The sequence below is a fragment of the Caballeronia sp. LP006 genome (genome assembly GCF_031450995.1).
GTDB lineage: Bacteria > Pseudomonadota > Gammaproteobacteria > Burkholderiales > Burkholderiaceae > Caballeronia.
Genome location: NZ_JARTVW010000004.1, coordinates 301,718 through 319,606 on the forward strand (window position 1 = coordinate 301,718; position 17,889 = coordinate 319,606).

The window sequence follows — 17,889 nt, forward strand, 5'->3', positions numbered from 1 at the left end:
GGCTGCTACGAAGAGGCCGATGAGATCGGCACGCGCTTCGGAAGGAAGCGAATGCGCGGCCATCAAAGTGCAGCAAGGATCATGGAATTAAAACCGGAAGCCTTTATTCGGCTGGCGCGGCTTCAGCGCTTCAACAGATAGTCCACGATTTTGTCGCACACGCGCCCGAACATTTGCGTGCCGGTGACGGTGCGGCAACCTTGCGCGCGCGCCGCTTCGATGAACGGCGTAAGCGGTGGCTTCGTGACGACATCGCCGACGAAAGTCTTTGCATCGAGCTTCGATACATCGATTGGCAGCGGATCGCCTTCGCGCATTCCGGCAGGCGAGGCATTCACGACGATGTCGAAGTTCTCCGCGCCCGAGTCATTATCGACCCTTACGGCGCCGCGACCCAGACTCGCCAGACGCGAGGCGAGGGCTTTGGTGCGCGCGGCATCGAAATCGCGGACAGCGAGCGATGCGACGCCCGCATTTACCAACGCATGACCGATTGCCGATCCCGCGCCGCCCGCGCCGATTAGAAGCGCGCGTTTTCCTTGCGGATCGCAGCCTGCGTCGCCAAGGGCCGCGACCATCGCGGCGCCGTCGGACATGCCGCCGTGCCAGGAGCCGTCCGCGTTGCGTCTTAGCATGTTGGCCGCTCCGAGGAACGCGGATTCTTCCGCGAGCGACGCGCAGAAGCCAGCGGCGCTGAACTTGTGCGGCACGGTGATGATGACGCCATCGACGTTTTGCATCGGCGTGACGCCGGCGAAGAAAGCGGCGAGGTCGGCAGGTGCGACGTGAGCCGGGATCACGATTGCATCGTGTCCTGCCTTGCGCAAGGCGGCGGTCACGCCGGAGGGCGAACGTACTTGCGCAATGGGATCGCCGACGATGAAGTAGAGGCGAGTTGCGCCGCTTAAGCCCGCATCGAGCGATGCGGAGAAGGATGTGTCCTGCGCCATGCTTTGAATGTCTCCTTTGTGCGCTTCGGTCGGTGGACGTTGCGCGGATGGGTGTCTTAGCTCAAAAGCGTTGATGAACTGTAGTCTAAATTGGAATTGGATTCAATCTTCTGTCTGCGTTGGCAACTAACGGTCTTTAATTTCGGCTTACTTGAAATATGCAGAGTGAGTGGTCGGAGGAAGTGCCTCACGGCTCTCTACGCCAGCGTGGGCAAAGTGCATGCAGTATGCAACTTGCGGGTATCTAAAATACAAATCCAATGCAAAACGAGTGTGAACGTGCCGAAGCCGAAGCCGAAGCCGAAGCCGAAGCCGAAGCCGAAGCCGAAGCCGAAGCCGGAGCCGGAGCCGAAGCCGAAGCCGAAGCCGAAGCCGAAGCCGAGCGCCGAGCGCCGAGCGCCGAGCGCCGAATGCCGAATGCCGAATGCCGAATGCCGAATGCCGAACGCCGAACGCCGAACGCCGAATGCCGAATGCCGAATGCCGAATGCCGAATGCCGCAGCCGCAGTCGCAGCCAGATGCTGAAGCCGAATTCCGAGCCCTGAGTCCTATGTGCCGAACGCGCCTCACCTCAAAGCGCCCCCGCCTCATGCGCCTCGGCACTCACCTCCGCAGCCTCAAGCGCCTCGTGCAGCGTCGCGAATACATTGGACTTGCCGATCACTTCCGTTAGTCCATGCCGATCCATGTCGAGCCGAAGAAACGGATTCACTCGTCCAAAGATCATCGCGATATCGCGATGCCGCACGCTTGCGACTAAATCGCTCAACGTGCGCGCGGCCGAGTAGTCCAGATCGGTGATCGCGCCGGCATCGACGACAAAATGACGTAGTTTAAGAGGCGCCGCATCGATCAACTGCTTCACTTCCGCCGCGAAGAGATGATCGTTCGCAAAAAACAGATCGGTGCCGAACCGATACACGATCAAGCCAGGCGCGGTGACGACGCCGGGACGCGTCGGTACGAACTGCCATCGGCGGTCCGGCGCGACGGGCGCGAGTACCATCGTATGCGGACGATAGCTGTGCCGCACATGCCGCATCAGCGACAACGCCACGGCAAGCAAGATGCCATGCTCGACCCCGATCAGAACGACCGCCGCCGCCGTGATCAGCGCCAGCGTGAACTCTCCCGGACTCTCGCGCCGAATGGCCTGCAGGCTTTGCACATTGACGAGCCCGACGGCGATGGTGAAGACAATCGCGGCAAGCACGCAATGCGGCAGGTACTGCAAAAAGCCGCTCAAAAACATCAAGACGACGACCACCACCGCCGCGAAGGTGAGTTGCGCGATCTGGCTGCGTGCGCCGGCGCGATCGGCCATCGCTGTCTGCGTCGGGCTGCCGTTGACCACGAAGGCGCCGCTGAACGCGGCAGCCGCATTCGCGGCGGCGAGGCCGAGCAAGTCGCCGTTGGTATCGGCGGACTCGTGGTGCTGCTGTGCGAAGACGCGCGCCGCGGCCGCGCTTTGCGCCACGATCATCACGAAGCACGACGCCGCCACGGGCACGAGATCGAGAAACTGCTGCCACGTGACGTGTGGCACGCGCAGCGGCGGCAATCCGCCTGCGACCGGGCCAAGGACCGCGATGCCGTGGGCCGCGAACCCGAACGTCTTGCTCGCGAGGATGCTGCCGATGACCGCGACGAGCGGTATCGGCACGCGCGGCCAGATACGTCTGAAGCCAAGTATCGCGACGATCACGAGTAACGAGAGAGCGAGCGTCGGCAAGTTCGCTTCGACGATATGGTCGACAACATACCAAAGCTGCGCAAGGCTGCGCGACGACGGCACCGGCACGGTCATGCCGAGGATATCGCCGAGCATGGCGATCGACACCTGTATGCCGACGCCCGCCAGGAAACCGGCCAGCACCGTGCGCGAAAGGAAATCGGCGAGAAAGCCGAGCCTGAAGAGCCGTGCGAGCAGCAACAACGCGGCAGTCAGCAGCGCGACCATGCTTGCCAGTTCGACATATTCGGCGCTCGCCATCGGCGCGATGGTCGATACGCGGCTCGCGAAAATCGTGGCGGTGGCGGAATCCGCGGCCACCACGAGATGGCGCGATGCCCCGAACAACGCGAACGCGGCTAGCGGAATGAATGCGGTATACAAACCTGTAACCGCAGGCATGCCGGCAATGCGCGCATAGCCCAAGACTTGCGGGATATCCATCGATGCGAGCGAAAGCCCCGCAAGAATGTCGCGTCCCGCAGCGAGCCGGTCGATCGGCAAGATGCCTTTCAGGAAACGCGGCGGCACGGGAGGTCGCGGAGTTGAATCTTGCATGCGTTATACCGGTCGCGGGAAGAGCGCATCGTGCCCCATGACGGCCGCAATGCCAAGCGACTTGATCACTCACGCCGAGCAATCTAAAAAGGTCTTTGCGCGCGATCGGAAAATGGAATAGGATTCCAATATCAAAGACAGTTCTACAGCTAAAGGCAGCTTCGAGTCGCGTATCACTGCGATCCGAATCGGAAGGAGCGAGACAAAAATGATGGAGACGCTGGTTAGATCGAATACAAGCGGCCGTATGCGCGAGGTTGTTTCTCGGCTGTCTACGCGACATCGAACGTCACCAGACAGCATGCGTTTGCTGCACGAGGACTCTTCGCCGCGTGCGCCGGCAAGCAATAGGCATCAACCCAGGCCTAGCGATGAAGCCTGACCCGGTACTGGAATGCGACGTCCTCGTGCTCGGTTCCGGTGCGGGCGGACTATCGACGGCCGTGACAGCGGCCACGCGCGGACTCTCCGTTTTGGTCTGCGAGAAGGAAGACGTCTTCGGCGGCACGACCGCGTGGTCGGGCGGCTGGATGTGGGTTCCGCGCAGTCCGCTTGCGACGCGCGCAGGAATGATCGAGGAAGCAGACGCGCCGCGAACGTATCTAAAGGCCGAACTCGGCGCGCAATACGACGCGGCTAAAGTCGACGCGCTCATCGAACACGGTCCGCGCATGGTCGAGTTCTTCGAGACAAATACGTCGATGCGTTTCATCGATGGCAACCGCATTCCGGACTTTCATACCTCGCAAGGCGCGGGAACGGGTGGCCGCTCCGTGTGCGCCATGCCTTTCGATGGTCGCGAACTCGGGGCGCTCATCGACAAGCTGCGGCCACCGCTTCTCGATACGACGATCAACGGCATGGCGATCTCTCCAGGACAAGAGCTCACGCACTTTCTGAACGCCACGCGCTCGATGCGCTCCGCGTGGCATGTCACCAAACGCTTCGCCAAGTTCGCGCACGACAAGCTTCGCTATGGCAGATCGATGCATCTATTGAACGGCAATGCGCTCATTGCAAGACTCTTGAAGTCGGCGGCGGATCGTGGCGTCGATCTGCGCACGCGCGCTAAAGCGGTCGGTCTCTTGCGCGATGGCTATCGTGTGATCGGCGCTCATGTCGAGATCGAAGGCGTAAAGCATGAGGTCCATGCGCGACGCGGCGTGGTGCTCGCGTGCGGTGGATATCCGCACGATGAAGCACGTCGCGCGGCTACGTTCGCTTATACGCCGACGGGCCGCGAACATTGGTCCGCGGCGCCGCGTTCCAACACCGGCGACGGCATTCGCATGGGCGAGGCCGCAGGCGCATACTTCAACGCAATGCTCGAAAATCCCGCGGCTTGGGCGCCCGTTTCGCTCGTTCCGAAGCGCGATGGTCCGCATGTCGCGTTCGCGCATCTGATCGAACGCGGCAAGCCTGGTCTGATCGCGGTGACGCGTGTGGGGAGGCGCTTTGTGAACGAAGCGTCGTCGTACTACGACTTCATGTCCGCGTTGATGGACATCACACCCGCAGGCGATGAAGTGTGCGCGTGGCTCGTCTGCGATCATCGTTTTCTGCGACGCTATGGCCTTGGTGCCGCGAAGCCGTTTCCATTCCCGTTGCGCGCGCACGAACGCTCGGGCTATCTGAGAAGCGCTCCCACGCTCGAAGCGCTCGCGCGAGTTTGCGGCATCGAGACAACTGGTTTCATCGAAACCATCGCGGCGTATAACCACTACGCTCGCGACGGCTTCGATCCGCAATTTCATCGAGGCTCGACACCCTACAACCGCATGCAGGGCGATGCATCGCATAAGCCGAATCCATGCGTTGCACCTATTGCCGATGGCCCGTATCACGCAGTGAAAGTGCTGCCCGGCAGCCTCGGTACATTCGCCGGCCTCGCTACCGATTCGAGCGCCCGCGTGCTGGACGAAGCGCACATGCCGATTGCCGGCCTCTACGCAGTTGGCAACGATGCCGCGAGCATGATGGGCGGCCACTATCCCGCAGGCGGCATCACGCTCGGTCCGGCGATGACCTTCGGTTATCTCGCGGGCCACGCACTTGCAGATCAAAGCGATGACAGCAGTGAACGAGAAGCGCATCGCATCGAAACCATGACCACTCTCTCTCAATTCAATCAGGCAAGGACATTTCAATGACCCTGTACGACACAGTCACACTCACCGTGAAGATCGGCACGAACGCGCAGGTCTTCGAAAACATCAAGTCGAGCGGCGAGCAAGCAGGCGCGCGCTTGCTCGGCTGCTGGTATTCCGATATCGGTGCCTTGGGCAAGGTGATGGTCTTGCGCGGCTACGCATCCGAAGCGGCACTGATCGATGAACGCAGGCGCCTTCTGCTCGAAGGCAATCCGTTCGGCTGCGGCGAATTCATTACGGATGTCGAAATAAATAGCTATGCGCTCTTTCCATTCCTGCCGCCGATCGAGCCTGCCGAACACAACGGCATCTATGAAATGCGCGTCTACGGCACGAAGCTCGCGAGCCTGCAGCACACCATCGACGCGTGGCAGAACGCCTTGCCCGAACGCACGAAGCGTTCGCCGTTGATCGGTGCAATGTACGCGCTCGATGGCACCGTGCCGCGTTTTCTGAACATCTGGCCGTACAAGAGCGTGGATGAACGCTCGCGTATTCGCGCGGAATCGGTGAAGGATGGCGTATGGCCGCCGAAGGGCGGACCCGCCCATCTGACGACGATGGAATCGACCATCTATGTGCCCGCACCGTTCTCGCCACTACGCTAAGGAAATCCATATGTCCACACGAAAACTTTCGCTCTCAGCTTTGACCGTGCTCGAATTGACGCCGCCGCAGATGGTCGAATGCGCGGCGAACGCCGGCTATGACTATGTCGGCCTGCGCCTTCTTCCGGCGACCGATACCGAAGTGCGGCACGACATCATGGGCGATACACCGCTCGTGCGCGAGACGCTCGCGGCGTTGAAGGACACCGGCATTGGCGTGCTCGACACGGAAATTCTTCGCCTCAAACCCGACACCGATGTAACCGCGTACGAGCCGATGCTTGCGACCGCCGCCGAACTTGGCGCGCGCTATGTGCTCGTCGCGGGCAACGATCCCGACGAGTCGCGCACCGCCGAGCGTCTCGCGCAGTTGTGCGATCTGGCGCGTCCGTATGGCCTCTCGCCATCGCTCGAACCGATGCCGTGGACCGACGCGAAGGACATCGTGCAAGCCGCGCGCATCGTGAAGGCGGCGGAACGCAACAACACGGGGCTGATCATCGATCCGCTTCACTTCGACCGCGCGGGGTCGTCGACCCAGACGCTGAGTGAGTTGCCGCGCGAGTATTTCGGCTATGTGCAGTTCTGCGACGCACCCGCCGAGCGCCCGACCGACCTCGAAACACTACTTTTCCAGGCGCGCTGCGAGCGGATGATTCCGGGTGAAGGCGGTATCGACTTGGCTGGCATTTTGCATGCACTGCCGGAAGGCTTGCCGCTTTCACTCGAAATACCGACGCAACAGTGGGCCAAGACCGCCAGCGCGCTCGAGCGCGCGAAGCGCATGCGCGAAGCGACGCTTGCGTTGCTTGACGAGGTTTATGCCGGGCATTGAACGATGGCGGTTGAATTCCGAGGTGGAATCATGTTCAAATTCCGAATCGGAACTTCGAGGTAACGAAACATGGCAGGAAATCTTGAGCGCGCGTTGTCCATCATCGAACTGCTGGCGAAGAACGGCGGACGCATGCCGCTTGCCGCCATCGCGGATACCTTGAGCATTCCCCGCAGCGGCACGCATCGTCTGCTCGCGATGTTGATCGACGAAGGCTACGTGCGCCAGGACGAGAATCACGGCGAGTACATGCTCGCGCTGAAGCTCGTGTCGCTTGCGCTGATCTACCTTTCGACGGGCGGCGTGCTCGATGTGTCACAACCGGTGCTCGACCGCCTCGCGGCGGCGTCGGGCGAATTGGCGCGGCTTGGCGTGGTGGAGGACGATCACATCACCTTCGTCGGCAAGGCGCAGGGCGCGAAGTCCGGGCTGCGCTACGACCCGGACATGGGCAGCCAGCCGCCCTTGCATTGCACGGCAAGCGGACAGGCGTGGTTGTCGTCGCTGACCGATGAGGAAGCGCTCGAACTCGTGTCGAAGCAAGGCGGACTCGGCAAGCCCGGACAAGGCGGTCCGAAGGCGCCGAAGACGATTCAGCAGTTCCTGACCGACTTGCGCGCGGCGCGCGAACGCGGTTACGGCATCGCGAGCGAAACCTACGAAGCCGGCATGACGTCGATGGCCGCGCCGATTCATCATCCGATGACGGGCGTGGTCGTGGGTGTCGTCAGTCTCGCGGGTCCGACGAGCCGTTTGCCGGAAACGCGTCTGAAAGAGCTTGCGCCCGCGCTGCTCGAAGCGGCATCCGATATGAGCGCGGCAACCTTGAGCTCGCCTTATTTCAAGCGGCCGTTGACTCAAGCTCCGGTCGTTACCGAAGCGCCGGCGCCTGCTGGCAAGAAGCGGGCAAAAAGCGCTCTCGTTCAATAAGCGCAACGGCCGTCGCGCGCGTCGCGCTTGCACTATGCTGTGCACATCAGCGCTTGCGAGGCCGATCATGAATGCCGCGTCCGTCACAGCTTCTTTGCGCGAAATCGACGACTTGCCTTCGCCGCGCGGCTTGCCGCTCGCGGGCAATCTCTTTCAATTGCCGCCGTCGACTCATCATCTGACGCTCGAGCGATGGGCGAAGGAACTGGGCACGCCGTATCGCTTCAAGCTCGGCCGCGTGCCTATTGTCGTGTGGTCGGATTTCGAGCTGTCGCAAGCGGTTTTGCGTGAACGTCCGCATCGTTATCGGCGTTACGGTCCGCTCGAAACCTTGTTCGATGAAGTCGGCTGTAATGGTCTCTTTTCCATCGAGGGCGAAGCGTGGGCGCCGCAGCGTCGGCTCGTGATGCAGGCGCTGTCCGTGCCGCATATCAAGGCGTTTTATCCGACGCTGGCCGCGATCACCGAGCGTTTGCGGCGGCGCTGGGAGTCGGCCGCGCGCGAGGGACGTATCGTCGAGATGAACGACGATTTGAAGCGCTATACCGTCGATGTCACGAGCGCGCTCGCATTCGGCGAAGACCCGAACACGCTGGAAAAAGAACGCGGCGTCATCCAGGAGCATCTCTCGCAGCTTCTGCCGATGATCATGACGCGCCTCTCCACGCCGTTTCCCTACTGGCGCTATATGCGGCTGCCGCGCGACCGCCGATTCGATCGTGCAATGGCCGAAGTGCATCGCTATGTGCGTGGCTTGATGTCGAGATCGCGCGAACGCATGCGTGACGAGGCATCTGCACTCGAGCCGCGCAATTTGCTCGAAGCGATGCTCGCGCTGCGTGACGCGCCCGAGTCCGGCCTCACCGATGACGAAGTCGCCGCCAACGTCATGACGATGCTCGTCGCGGGCGAAGACACGACGGTGGCATCGCTCGCATGGGGACTCCTGTTCCTCGGCGGCGATGAAGCCTTGCAGACGCGCATCGCGATGCATGCAAAATGCACGTTCGGCGACGCGCGCGTTTGTCCGAATTATCAGGCAATGCGCGAACTCGATCTATGCGAGGCCGTCTGCACGGAGGCGAGCCGACTGCATCCGGTGGCGCCGTATTTGTCGCTGGAACCGCTGGAGGAAGTGGAGTTGCAGGGCGTGCGGCTACCCGCGGGCACCAAGCTCTTTTTTCTAAATCGTCCCGCGATGCTCGACGAAAGCCACTTCAGCGATCCCGCGCGCTACGATCCGGATCGCTGGCTGCGCGAGCATCGGCTGCAGGCGGGCGAGCACGCAAATCAGGGAACGCACGATCCACGCGCTTATCTGCAATTCGGCGCGGGGCCGCGCGTGTGTCCGGGACGGCATCTGGCAGCGGTCGAAATGCGGCTCGTCATTTCGATGCTCACGGCGAATTTCACGGCGCGCCTGGCTCAGGATGCCGCCGATATTCACGAAGTCTGCAACTTCACGGTGGTGCCGAATCGCATGCCGATGCGGCTCGCTTTGCGGCCCGCCTGAACCGCGTCATCGTTCATTGAACGTCGGCGGCACCGGTTGCCATCCACAGAACTTCGGCATCTTCCGTGCTGGTCGATATCGCCGCGTGGCCCGTGCGGCTGTCGAAATAGATGCTGTCGCCCGCATTCAGATGCGTCGGCGCATAAAGTTCCGAGTAGAGGCATACGCTACCGCTGATCACGTACAAGAACTCTTCGCCTTCGTGACGGCCCCAGTCGTCGAAGGCATCCAGTGTATGCGCCGAGATGCGGATGCGAAACGGCAGCATCGCCTTGTGCGCGAGTTCAGTCGCCAGCAATTCCATCTGATAGCCGCGGTACGCGTGCCTTTGCCCTTCGTCGCGTCGCGTGAGTGCGCGCCGGCCGCTTGCGCTGGCAGCGGGCGCGCTGCCGAACAGTTCCGCGAGATCGATCTGCAGGCCGCGTACTATCTTCTGCAAGACATCGAAAGTCGGCGACATCAAGCCGTTCTCGATCTTCGACAACGCCGAGCGCGACACGCCGCATAGCCGGCTCGCGGTTTCCAGCGTGAGATTCTGAGCGCTGCGAGCGTGCTTTACCCGTCGTCCGAGATCGGCTGCGGATTGCTCAGTCGAATTTTTGGCGGGCAAAGTGGACATGGGAGGTCGAAGGTGGTTTGTTTCCGATAATACCATCGACTTTTCAGGCGTTTGCATTCGGTATGCAAACCGAGACTGGTGAGAACCCCAATATTGACAGCGTTGTGGGCATCGGAGGCTGCGCGTATAGTTTCCGAACTTGACCGTTGTTTCGCATCGGAAACGGCGAAGCTAATTTTGCATGCAAAAGGAATTCACTGTGGACGCAAAGACCATTCTCTCCGACCTCGGTATCGCAGGCATCGCGAACGAGGGCGACATGACTGTCACTTCGCCCATCAGCGGCGAAATCATCGGACGCGTGAAACGCCATACTTCCGCCGATGTCGATACCGCGCTTGCGCAAGCCCGCAGCGCATTTGCCGTGTGGCGCAACGTTCCGGCGCCGCGACGTGGCGAACTGGTGCGTTTGCTCGGCAATCGCCTGCGCGAAAAGAAGGCTGCGCTCGGCCGGCTCGTCGCGCTCGAAGCGGGCAAGATCCTGCAAGAGGGCCTGGGCGAAGTGCAGGAAATGATCGACATTTGCGACTTCGCCGTCGGCCTGTCGCGGCAACTGTATGGCCTGACGATCGCCTCCGAGCGGCCCGGTCATCGAATGGCGGAAACGTGGCATCCGTTCGGCGTCTGCACGATCATTTCTGCATTCAATTTTCCGGTCGCGGTGTGGTCGTGGAACGCGGCGCTTGCGCTCGTGTGCGGCAATGCGGTCGTGTGGAAGCCGTCGGAAAAGACGCCGCTTACCGCGCTCGCCGTCGATCGCATCATGCGCGATGTACTCGACGAGTTCGGCACCGCGCCGGCCGGCCTGGCATCGGTTCTGATCGGCGACCGTGAAGTGGGCGCGAAGCTCGTCGCGGACAAACGCTCCGATATCGTCAGCGCGACCGGCAGCACGGAAATGGGCCGCGCGGTGGGCGTGGAAGTGGCGCGCCGTTTCGGGCGCTCCGTTCTCGAACTCGGCGGCAACAATGCCGGCATCGTCTCGCAGACGGCCAATCGCGACCTCGCGCTGCGCGGCATTCTGTTTTCGGCGGTCGGCACCGCGGGGCAGCGCTGCACGTCGCTGCGGCGTCTTTTCGTCCATGAGAGCATCTATGACGAAACCGTCGCTCGCCTCAAGGATTTGTATGCAAAAGTCCCGGTCGGCAATCCGTTGAACGACGGCGTGTTGATGGGACCGCTCATCGACGTGCAGGCTTTTGCGCGCATGCAGGACGCGCTGGAGCAGGCGAAGGGCGAGGGCGGCAAGGTGTTCGGCGGCGAACGCGTGAGCGTGACGGGTAACGAGAATGGCTATTACGTGCGTCCCGCGCTCGTCGAAATGCCCGCACAAAGCGAAGTCGTGCTGAAGGAAACCTTCGCGCCCATTCTCTATGTGATGCGCTACACCGATTTCGATGACGCCATCGCCGCGAATAACGCCGCCGCGCACGGCTTGTCCTCATGCGCCTTCACGACGGATCTGCGCGAGGCGGAGCGCTTTCTGTCGGCATCGGGCAGCGATTGCGGCATCGCCAATATCAACATCGGGCCGAGTGGCGCGGAGATCGGCGGCGCGTTCGGCGGCGAAAAGGAAACCGGCGGCGGACGCGAATCCGGCTCGGACGCGTGGAAGGCCTACATGCGGCGCGCGACCAACACGATCAACTATTCGTCGGAATTGCCGCTTGCACAGGGCATCGACTTCAATCTCGGCTAGTCCTTAAACGGAGGCGGCGTGGTGTCTAAGGTTGTGATCGTTGGCGGCGGCGTGATCGGCAGTTCGACCGCGTACTTTCTTCGCTTGATGGATCCAGGCGTGCAAGTCACGGTGATCGAGCGCGATCCGACTTACGCGCGCTCGTCGTCGGCGTTGTCGGCGGCGTCGATCAGACAGCAATTCTCGACGCCGCTTTCCGTGCGTATGTCGTTGTTCGGTATCGAGTTCCTACGGTCGATTGGCGAGCGGCTCGAAGTGAACGGCGAACGGCCTTCGGTCGATCTGCACGAAGGCGGCTATCTCTTTCTAGCGACGCCGCCGGGCCTGTCCACGCTGCAAGAGAACCATGCGCTGCAACGCGAACTCGGCGCGGATATCACCTTGCTCGATCCCGCTTCCCTGCGCGCGCGCTTCCCTTGGTTGAATACAAAAGACCTTGCGGCGGGTGCGTTCGGCGAGACCGGCGAAGGCTGGTTCGACGGCTATGGTCTCGTCCAGGCGCTACGACGCAAGGCTCAGGCCCTGGGCGCGCGTTACGTGGCGGCCGAAGTGACGGATATTGAATGCCAAGGCGGCCGGGCGAAGCGCGTGCTTGCCTCGAACGGCGAAGCGTTCGCATGCGATGTCGTCGTCAACGCGGCGGGCGCTTGGTCGCGCCGGATTGCGGCAATGCTCGACATCGATATTCCGGTGTACGCGCGGCGGCGCAGCATTTTCAACGTATCGTCGCCTGCGGTGCTCGAAGGCTGTCCGTTGTTGATTGATCCGAGTGGCGTCTACTTTCGCCCTGAGGGACGCACGTTTATCTGCGGCACATCGCCTTCGGCGGACAACGATCCGGACGACCTGCCGCTCGATGAAGTCGATCACGCGCTTTTTGACGATGTCATTTGGCCGACGCTTGCGCATCGCGTTCCGGGATTCGAAGCGCTGCGCGTGGAACGATGCTGGTCTGGGTATTATGAATACAACGTGTTTGACCAGAATGCGATCATTGGGGCCCACCCGCACATCGAGAATTGCCTTTTTGCCAATGGGTTCAGCGGACACGGCTTGCAACAAGGACCCGCAACGGGACGGGGCTTGAGCGAACTTATCTTGCATGGAAAATACATCACGCTGGATTTATCTTCGCTCGATTGGGCGCGTGTGTTGACCTGCCGGCCGATCATTGAAAAAAACGTGGTTTGAAAAAGCTATATGCAGTCGAGTTGCATAAACCAGCATGGCTGCATTACCGTCTGCAAAAGCAGGCGCTAATATGGCCGTCAGAGAAATTAGCAGATTGCTGTCAACGACATGGGCACGCGGTAAATAGCAATTTTTTCGAGCAAGTCACAAAAATGCCGTTCGTCCATTAATGAAATCCACTAGGGCCAATAGACGCCGATAAGCGCATGCTTAAACCGTCAGACGCAACTTGCGTTTTTAGTACGGAGACAAGACATGGAAGCCTATATGAGCGCCCGGCTCGCACAATGGCTGGAAGACGAAGCCGACACCGCGTCGGCAACAACTGCCCCGGTGTGTCACAAGTCCAGCCAGGTCAGCGGCGCACCACAGTACGTTGCGGAAATCTGCGGTCGTTTTGCAGGCGAGAAAACCGAAGAGGAACAAAAATCCTGCGTGATTCGCGGGTATAACTGATCATTTTCTTTTCCGATTCGTTGCGCGTGCGACACGCTTTACGGCACGCGTAGCGCAACTCTGCCCGATAGAAAAAGCTATTCACGCGAGAAAAGGATTTTGCTTATGATCGCTTCAGGTCATTAAGCTTCCACGATTCACGCGCATCAATCGGCGCTGGAAAATTATTTCCATTGCAAGCTAAAAAAACGCGGCTGACGCATTTTGGCAATGTGGCGTCGCGTGAGAACGTGGAGCGAGTTTTTTTGATCGCCTACGCTGACGCTTGTGAATGGAGAATTCCAATGAAAGATATCGGGGAGCGGCAAGATTTGACCGCTCGGCAACCGCATGTTTTGCGAGCGTGTCATGAGCGGCGGTGACGATCCCGGGCCACTGGAACTGATGTCGCCGCCCGCCCCGCGCATGCGCGACAGACCAGCCGACTTGCCGCCGGTCGCGTTCGAGCTGCCTGTCACGCCACCGTTCGAACCGCCGTCAGGCAAGCGCTCGCTTCAAGATCTCGTGGCGGACGCGGATCGTCTGCGCCGTGCGGTTGCGGCGTCGGCGTGCGTGGTCGTTGCATGGTCGATATTCGAGGCGCCTTGGGAAATCGACGCCAACAGCACCACGGAGGAGATTGCCGGCGTCATCTTTTCGAAGGCGATGCTCGGCGCTATCGCAGCCTTTGCGCTTGCCGGACGCAAGTCGGCGCGCTATCTGCTGCTCTTTGTATGCTTGACGAGCGTGCTGGCCATCGTGCCTGACTTGCCTGCCGAATTCATTCACGCGCCATGGCTGGCGTTCTTATCCAGCGTCGAGTCTTTGGCAAAGCTCGCGACTTTTGCCATGCTCGCGTGGTATCTCAAGCTCGTCAGCCGAATCGACGCTTTGCGCGCAGTTGCGCCGACCAAATGAAGGCCTAAGACTTGAACGACCTCTTCAAAACCCGCCTCGCGCGGGTTTTTTGATGTGCGCGAGAAACCCAACGTGGCGGCACGTTGCGCGCCCCGATGGCACAATCGCATGCAATATTCCAAATCCGCGCAGCACCCGCAAGCATCGACGATGCAAGGAGATCCGCAAACGTGGCGAACCTGGATCTGGACAATCCGTTTCTCGAAGCGCTTGGCGCGACCCTTACGGCATGGCGCGCCGGGTATGCAGAATTCAATATGCCAATTCACGCGGGGCATTTGAACCGTCAACGTATTCTTCAGGGCGGCGCGATCGCTACCTTGCTCGACGCCGCCTGCGGTTACGCGGGTCTTTTCACGAGCGGTTCCACGCCCATCCACGGGTTCACGCTTTCGCTCACGGTCAACTATCTGGATCGAGGTATTGGCGACAAGGTGGTCGCCAAAGGATTCCTTGAGCGACAGGGACGCTCGGTTTACTTTGCGCGCGGCGAAGCGTGGATAGACGAGCGCGTGATGATTGCGAGCGCGCAAGGCACATTCAAGTACGCGCGCTGAAGCACCATGCCATGACCTCTCGCAACCTGCTCCGGCGCCTCGACCTCACCACGCTGCAACTCTTTCTCGCGGTTTTCGAGGAAGGCACGCTCACACGCGCGGCGGAACGTGAAGCGATCGCGGTATCGGCGGCGAGCAAGCGGTTGCTGGAACTCGAGCAAGCGGTCGGCGCCGTGTTGTTCGAGCGCAAGGCGCGTGGAATGGAGCTCACGCCCGCGGGCGAAACGCTTCTGCACCATGCGCGCCGCGTGTTGCGCGATGTCGAGAATATCGGCATCGAACTGGCGGAACATGCGAGCGGCGTGCGCGGGTATGTGCGGATGATGGCGAATCTTTCCGCCATCGTCGAATTCCTTCCGGAAGATTTGCGCGCGTTCATCACCGTGCACGATCAGATCAAGATCGATTTGGAGGAGCGGCCGAGCGGCGGCATCGTGGAAGGCGTGCTGGATAGTCTCGTCGATCTCGGCATTTGCTCGGGCGATGCCGACACGCGCGGACTTCAATCCACGCATTACCGCCATGACCGTCTCGTGATCGTGACGCCGGGCGATCATCCGCTGAGCCAACGCGAGCACGTCACTTTCGCCGATACGCTCGACTTCGACCATATTGGCCTGCATTCGGCCAGTTCCATCAATATGCGCACGCATCTGGCCGCGCGGCAAGCTGGCAAGGCGTTGCGGCTGCGCATTCATGTGCCGGGCTTCGATGCCGTTTGCCGCATGGTTCAGGCGGGCATGGGCGTGGGCGTGTTGCCGCATCGCGTGTTCGAGGCGATGGGGCGACAGCTTGGACTCGCTGCCGTCGCGCTCGACGAGGAGTGGGCCGCGCGCAGCCTCGTGATCGTCGTGCGCGATACGGGCGCCTTGTCGCCAGTGAGCCGTCTTTTGTTCGATCATTTGCGATCGGTGGAAGCGGGCACATAAGCGAGCGTTCGTCATTCGCGAACGATGCTTGCCAAAATGCGGTTGGACGCGGTCGAGCGTTCGCCAATAAGCTTGTCTCAAGCAAATCATAAATGGAGACAAGCACCATGAGCGGACCCCTCAAGGGCATTCGCGTCATCGAGATCGGCACCCTCATCGCGGCGCCTTTCGCGGCGCGCATGCTGGCCGAATTCGGCGCCGAAGTCATCAAGATAGAAACCCCCAACGGCGGCGATCCGTTGCGCAAATGGCGCAAGCTTCATGAAGGCACGTCACTCTGGTGGTATCTACAGTCGCGCAACAAGAAATCCGTGTGCGTGAATCTCAAGTCGCCGGAAGGCGCGGACGTCATCAAGCGTCTTGCGGCGGATGCGGACGTCGTCATCGAAAATATGCGGCCGGGCGCGCTCGAAAAGCTTGGCCTTGGCTGGGACGTTTTGCATGCAATCAACCCGAAGCTCACGATGGTACGCATTTCCGGCTACGGTCAGACGGGCCCGTATCGTGACCGGCCGGGCTTCGGTGCAATCGGCGAAGCGATGGGTGGCATTCGGTATACAACCGGCGATGCCGATGGCCTGCCCGCGCGCGTCGGTGTCAGTCTTGGCGACTCACTCGCGTCGCTGCATGGCGTGATCGGCGCGTTGATGTCCCTGTTGCGCGTCAAGACCGGACAAGGCGACGGTCAGGTGGTCGATGTCTCGCTCGTGGAAAGTGTTTTCAACCTGATGGAGAGCCTCGTACCCGAATACGATTTGCTCGGGCATGTACGCGAGCGCAGCGGCGGCGCGCTGCCGGGAATCGCGCCATCGAACACCTATCGGACCGAGGACGGCGGCTTCGTCGTGATCGCAGGCAACAGCGACCCGATCTACAAGCGTCTGATGAACGTGATAGACCGCCCCGATCTCGCCGACGATCCCGCGCTCGCGCACAACGATGGTCGTGTGCGGCAGAGTGCGATGCTCGACGAAGCCATCACGGCGTGGACCACGCATCATGCAATGGACGATGTGCTCGACACACTCGCCGTTGCGGAAGTCCCTGCGGGACGCATCTATTCCGTTGCGGACATCATCGACGATGCGCATTACCAGGCGCGCGATATGTTGCTGCAGGCCGACTTGCCGGGCGGTGCATCGGTGAAGATGCCGGGAATCGTGCCGAAACTGTCGGATACGCCAGGCGAAGTGCGCTGGCAAGGACCGACGCTTGGCGAACATACGCAATCGGTGCTGGAATCGCTCGGCTTCGATGCAAGCGAAGTGCAAAGGCTTCGTGCCGAAGGAGCGGTTCAATGAACGATGATCGTTTGCTCGTTCAGGAAGTCGCGCCGCGCGACGGCTTGCAGATCGAATCGAAATGGGTCGAGACTGCCGACAAGATTGCATTGATCGATGGTCTCTCGGCGTGCGGCTTCACGCGCATCGAAGCGGGCTCGTTTGTATCGCCGAAAGCCATTCCTGCGTTGCGTGATGGCGAGGCCGTGTTCAAGGGCATCGAGCGTCAAGAAGGCGTGATCTATGTCGCGCTGGTGCCGAACGTGAAGGGCGCGCAGCGTGCGCTCGATGCGAACGCCGACGAACTGAACCTGGTGATGTCTGCAAGCCAGACGCACAATCGCGCCAACATGCGCATGAGTTGCGAGGCATCGCTTGAGGGCTTCGGGGATATCGTCGCGCTCGCGCAAGGTACGAAGGCCATGCTCAATGCAACGGTTGCCACCGCGTTCGGCTGTCCGTTCGAAGGGCATATCGATGAAGACCGCGTGGTGTCGATCGTGCGGGCATATCGCGAGTTGGGTATCGATGGCATCACGCTTGCCGATACGACGGGCATGGCGAATCCGCGACAGGTCGCGCGGCTCGTTACGCGCGTGCTGGAGCAAGTGCCGGCCAGTGCGTTGACGTTGCATTTTCATAATACGCGAGGGCTAGGCCTTGCCAACGTACTCGCCGCATACAACGCAGGCGCACGCCGGTTCGATGCCGCGCTCGGCGGCCTGGGTGGCTGTCCATTTGCGCCGGGTGCATCGGGAAACATCTGTAGCGAAGACCTCGTGAACATGTGCGACGAGATGGGCATACCCACAGGCGTCGATTTGCAGAAGCTCATCACGTTGTCACGCACTTTGCCTGCGCTCGTCGGCCATGACGTGCCGGGACAAGTCGCGAAGGCAGGACGCAACTGCGACCTGCATCCGGTTCCCGATTACGTGCGCGCAATCTGAAATCATCGACGACAAACCATACGACCGGATATCA

The 17,889-nt window shown here is 61.0% G+C and carries 16 protein-coding genes; 13 read left to right on the forward strand and 3 right to left on the reverse strand.

The window, feature by feature from the left end; genetic code table 11:
• Window positions 1–122 precede the first annotated feature (122 nt).
• Complete coding sequence (locus P9250_RS11525; protein WP_310393080.1) at window positions 123–950, reverse strand: shikimate dehydrogenase; 828 nt, start codon at window positions 948–950, stop codon at window positions 123–125.
• 572 nt (window positions 951–1,522) lie between these two features.
• Window positions 1,523–3,241, reverse strand: coding sequence for a SulP family inorganic anion transporter (locus P9250_RS11530; RefSeq protein ID WP_310393083.1), 1,719 nt, complete (start codon window positions 3,239–3,241; stop codon window positions 1,523–1,525).
• 371 nt (window positions 3,242–3,612) lie between these two features.
• Between P9250_RS11530 and P9250_RS11535 the strand changes: the two genes are divergently transcribed.
• The 5 genes from P9250_RS11535 (at window position 3,613) to P9250_RS11555 (ending at window position 9,277) form a co-directional block, all read left to right on the forward strand.
• A complete protein-coding gene (locus tag P9250_RS11535) occupies window positions 3,613–5,391 on the forward strand; it encodes an FAD-dependent oxidoreductase (RefSeq protein ID WP_310393085.1) in 1,779 nt (592 codons plus the stop codon).
• Entirely contained in the window at window positions 5,388–5,999 is a 612-nt protein-coding gene (locus P9250_RS11540; protein ID WP_244828366.1) for an NIPSNAP family protein, read from the forward strand. The genes P9250_RS11535 and P9250_RS11540 overlap by 4 nt, the downstream gene beginning before the upstream one ends.
• A 10-nt stretch (window positions 6,000–6,009) precedes the next feature.
• Complete coding sequence (locus tag P9250_RS11545) at window positions 6,010–6,834, forward strand: sugar phosphate isomerase/epimerase (protein ID WP_310393087.1); 825 nt, start codon at window positions 6,010–6,012, stop codon at window positions 6,832–6,834.
• 69 nt (window positions 6,835–6,903) lie between these two features.
• Window positions 6,904–7,764, forward strand: coding sequence for an IclR family transcriptional regulator (locus tag P9250_RS11550; RefSeq protein ID WP_310393089.1), 861 nt, complete (start codon window positions 6,904–6,906; stop codon window positions 7,762–7,764).
• Between the two features lie 67 nt (window positions 7,765–7,831).
• Window positions 7,832–9,277 (forward strand): cytochrome P450, encoded by a 1,446-nt coding sequence (locus tag P9250_RS11555; protein ID WP_310393092.1) that lies wholly within the window; start codon window positions 7,832–7,834, stop codon window positions 9,275–9,277.
• A gap of 13 nt (window positions 9,278–9,290) precedes the next feature.
• Here the strand turns inward: P9250_RS11555 and P9250_RS11560 are convergent, their stop codons facing one another.
• Window positions 9,291–9,896, reverse strand: a complete 606-nt coding sequence (locus tag P9250_RS11560; protein ID WP_310393093.1) for an XRE family transcriptional regulator — start codon at window positions 9,894–9,896, stop codon at window positions 9,291–9,293.
• A 199-nt stretch (window positions 9,897–10,095) separates the two neighbouring features.
• Here P9250_RS11560 and P9250_RS11565 point away from each other — a divergent pair, with 199 nt between their 5' ends.
• The 8 genes from P9250_RS11565 (at window position 10,096) to P9250_RS11600 (ending at window position 17,855) form a co-directional block, all read left to right on the forward strand.
• Entirely contained in the window at window positions 10,096–11,595 is a 1,500-nt protein-coding gene (locus tag P9250_RS11565; RefSeq protein ID WP_310393095.1) for an aldehyde dehydrogenase family protein, read from the forward strand.
• Between the two features lie 18 nt (window positions 11,596–11,613).
• Window positions 11,614–12,786, forward strand: a complete 1,173-nt coding sequence (locus tag P9250_RS11570) for an FAD-binding oxidoreductase (RefSeq protein ID WP_310393097.1) — start codon at window positions 11,614–11,616, stop codon at window positions 12,784–12,786.
• 255 nt (window positions 12,787–13,041) lie between these two features.
• Window positions 13,042–13,242: a hypothetical protein gene (locus P9250_RS11575; RefSeq protein ID WP_244828357.1), complete on the forward strand. Its 201-nt coding sequence runs from the start codon at window positions 13,042–13,044 to the stop codon at window positions 13,240–13,242.
• 348 nt (window positions 13,243–13,590) lie between these two features.
• A complete protein-coding gene (locus tag P9250_RS11580) occupies window positions 13,591–14,139 on the forward strand; it encodes a hypothetical protein (RefSeq protein ID WP_310393099.1) in 549 nt (182 codons plus the stop codon).
• A 170-nt stretch (window positions 14,140–14,309) separates the two neighbouring features.
• Entirely contained in the window at window positions 14,310–14,696 is a 387-nt protein-coding gene (locus tag P9250_RS11585; RefSeq protein ID WP_250466828.1) for a PaaI family thioesterase, read from the forward strand.
• 11 nt (window positions 14,697–14,707) lie between these two features.
• On the forward strand, window positions 14,708–15,625 hold the full coding sequence (locus P9250_RS11590; RefSeq protein ID WP_244828354.1) for a LysR family transcriptional regulator: 918 nt from the start codon (window positions 14,708–14,710) through the stop codon (window positions 15,623–15,625).
• Between the two features lie 107 nt (window positions 15,626–15,732).
• Window positions 15,733–16,926 carry a CaiB/BaiF CoA-transferase family protein gene (locus P9250_RS11595; RefSeq protein ID WP_250466830.1) on the forward strand — a complete coding sequence of 398 codons (1,194 nt, stop codon included), beginning with the start codon at window positions 15,733–15,735 and terminating at the stop codon, window positions 16,924–16,926.
• Entirely contained in the window at window positions 16,923–17,855 is a 933-nt protein-coding gene (locus tag P9250_RS11600; RefSeq protein ID WP_310393102.1) for a hydroxymethylglutaryl-CoA lyase, read from the forward strand. The genes P9250_RS11595 and P9250_RS11600 overlap by 4 nt, the downstream gene beginning before the upstream one ends.
• Window positions 17,856–17,889: the final 34 nt, after the last annotated feature.

Excerpts from the sequence above, each read along its gene's own strand:
- P9250_RS11575 (WP_244828357.1), top strand. The coding sequence starts at position 13,042 with ATGGAAGCCTATATGAGCGCCCGGCTCGCACAATGGCTGGAAGACGAA.
- P9250_RS11540 (WP_244828366.1), top strand. The coding sequence starts at position 5,388 with ATGACCCTGTACGACACAGTCACACTCACCGTGAAGATCGGCACGAAC.
- P9250_RS11590 (WP_244828354.1), top strand. The coding sequence starts at position 14,708 with ATGACCTCTCGCAACCTGCTCCGGCGCCTCGACCTCACCACGCTGCAA.
- P9250_RS11555 (WP_310393092.1), top strand. The coding sequence starts at position 7,832 with ATGAATGCCGCGTCCGTCACAGCTTCTTTGCGCGAAATCGACGACTTG.
- P9250_RS11600 (WP_310393102.1), top strand. The coding sequence starts at position 16,923 with ATGAACGATGATCGTTTGCTCGTTCAGGAAGTCGCGCCGCGCGACGGC.
- P9250_RS11560 (WP_310393093.1), bottom strand. The coding sequence starts at position 9,896 with ATGTCCACTTTGCCCGCCAAAAATTCGACTGAGCAATCCGCAGCCGAT.
- P9250_RS11545 (WP_310393087.1), top strand. The coding sequence starts at position 6,010 with ATGTCCACACGAAAACTTTCGCTCTCAGCTTTGACCGTGCTCGAATTG.
- P9250_RS11595 (WP_250466830.1), top strand. The coding sequence starts at position 15,733 with ATGAGCGGACCCCTCAAGGGCATTCGCGTCATCGAGATCGGCACCCTC.
- P9250_RS11525 (WP_310393080.1), bottom strand. The coding sequence starts at position 950 with ATGGCGCAGGACACATCCTTCTCCGCATCGCTCGATGCGGGCTTAAGC.
- P9250_RS11530 (WP_310393083.1), bottom strand. The coding sequence starts at position 3,241 with ATGCAAGATTCAACTCCGCGACCTCCCGTGCCGCCGCGTTTCCTGAAA.
- P9250_RS11580 (WP_310393099.1), top strand. The coding sequence starts at position 13,591 with ATGAGCGGCGGTGACGATCCCGGGCCACTGGAACTGATGTCGCCGCCC.
- P9250_RS11550 (WP_310393089.1), top strand. The coding sequence starts at position 6,904 with ATGGCAGGAAATCTTGAGCGCGCGTTGTCCATCATCGAACTGCTGGCG.
- P9250_RS11535 (WP_310393085.1), top strand. The coding sequence starts at position 3,613 with ATGAAGCCTGACCCGGTACTGGAATGCGACGTCCTCGTGCTCGGTTCC.